The sequence below is a fragment of the Ruminococcus callidus ATCC 27760 genome, from assembly GCF_000468015.1.
GTDB classification, from domain to species: domain Bacteria; phylum Bacillota; class Clostridia; order Oscillospirales; family Ruminococcaceae; genus Ruminococcus_C; species Ruminococcus_C callidus.
In genome coordinates this window covers 1-1,485 of sequence record NZ_KI260346.1, presented here as the reverse complement: position 1 = coordinate 1,485, position 1,485 = coordinate 1, and the positions used below count along the sequence as shown (strand labels likewise).

The following is a 1,485-nucleotide window of genomic DNA, read 5'->3' as shown; positions in this document are numbered from 1 at the left end:
TGCTCTTTCTATCTTTATTATACGCCAGAACGCCGTATTTGTCAAGAGCTTTTTTGCCGGGAAATGCGGTTATTTTTATGCCATGAGATTCCGCAGAAACAAAACTACGTACTTTTTGCGTACTTTTGTACTTTTCTACAATGCAGTTTGCACCATGCCGCAATGCCCCTACAGACCGCCAAAAACCGCACCTCCGCTGTTCCTGCCGCATACGATAAACCAGCAGAAGGAGGAATGCATATGCCTTTGATCAGTCTTTGCATGATCGTGCGAAATGAAGAAGCGGTGCTGGGGCGGTGTCTGGATTCGGTGGCAGATCTGGTAGATGAGATCATTTTGGTGGACACCGGCTCCACCGACAACACCAAGGCAGTGGCTGCGGAATATGCCGCCAAAATTTATGATTTTCCGTGGTGCGACGATTTTTCCGCGGCACGGAACTACGCCGTTTCCCAAGCCGTAGGAGATTACTGGCTGTGGCTGGACGCGGACGATGTCATCGAGGGGGAAAACCACGAAAAGCTGCGAAAAATCCTGGAGGCTCCGGAAGCAGACATGGTATTTCTTCCTTACTGGCTCAGCTTTGACGCTGCCGGAACGCCCCAGATGATCTCCCGGCGAGAACGGATTTTCCGGCGGAGCCGCGGCTATCGTTTCACCGGAGCCGTACATGAAGCCGTGGTGCCCTCCGGCAGTATCCGCTACGGCGATGCGGCAGTGTCCCACCGGAAGCCGCACGCCGGCGACCCTGACCGGAATCTGCACATTTATCAGAAACTACTGCTGTCCGGCAAACGATTTTCGCCGCGGGAGCAGTACTATTATGCAAGGGAGCTTTGCGACCACGGAGCCTATCGGGCGGCACTGCCGGTGCTGGAACAGTTTTTGCAGGAGGGCAGGGGCTGGACACCGGACAACATCGGTGCATGCCTGCTTGCAGGTCGCTGCTATGCCCGGCTGGAACAGCCCGACGAGGCAATGCAAAGTCTGTTCCGTTCGTTCTGCTACGGCATTCCCCAGCCGGAGATCTGCTGCGAGATCGGCGGGCTGTTTCTGGAGCGGCAGCAGTACCCGCAGGCAGCTTTCTGGTATCATCTGGCAATCGAAACCGGTCACCAGCCCCACGAGGGCTTCTGGCGGCAGGAGTGCTGTGACTATCTGCCGGCGATCCAGCTGTGCGTGTGCTATGACCGTATGGGTGACATTTCCACGGCGGCAGCATATAATGCATTGGCAGGCAGTTTTCGCCGCGGCGATGCGGCAGTGGCGTATAACCGGCAGTATTTCGCGGAAAAGGCTGCCCGCCGGAAATGATGCGAAAGGAGCGATATAGAATGGCATATTGTAATTGCGGAGAACCCAGCCAGCCTGACCGCTGCTGCATGCCGGCACCGCCGCCTGTGCCCTGTTGTCTGCAAGGTCCGGCAGGTGTGACCGGTCCGGTCGGTGCGACAGGTCCTACCGGTGCCACAGGTGCGGACGGTG

General features: G+C 56.9%; 2 protein-coding genes. One reads left to right on the top strand and one right to left on the bottom strand.

Annotated elements, in window-relative coordinates; genetic code table 11:
- On the bottom strand, positions 1-211 hold a 211-nt coding region (locus RUMCAL_RS16195), incomplete at its 3' end, for a hypothetical protein (protein ID WP_021681429.1).
- A 29-nt stretch (positions 212-240) separates the two neighbouring features.
- Here RUMCAL_RS16195 and RUMCAL_RS04665 point away from each other — a divergent pair.
- Positions 241-1,314 (top strand): tetratricopeptide repeat-containing glycosyltransferase family 2 protein, encoded by a 1,074-nt coding sequence (locus RUMCAL_RS04665; RefSeq protein WP_040647036.1) that lies wholly within the window; start codon positions 241-243, stop codon positions 1,312-1,314.
- Positions 1,315-1,485 lie beyond the last annotated feature (171 nt).

Excerpts from the sequence above, each read along its gene's own strand:
- RUMCAL_RS04665 (WP_040647036.1), top strand. The coding sequence starts at position 241 with ATGCCTTTGATCAGTCTTTGCATGATCGTGCGAAATGAAGAAGCGGTG.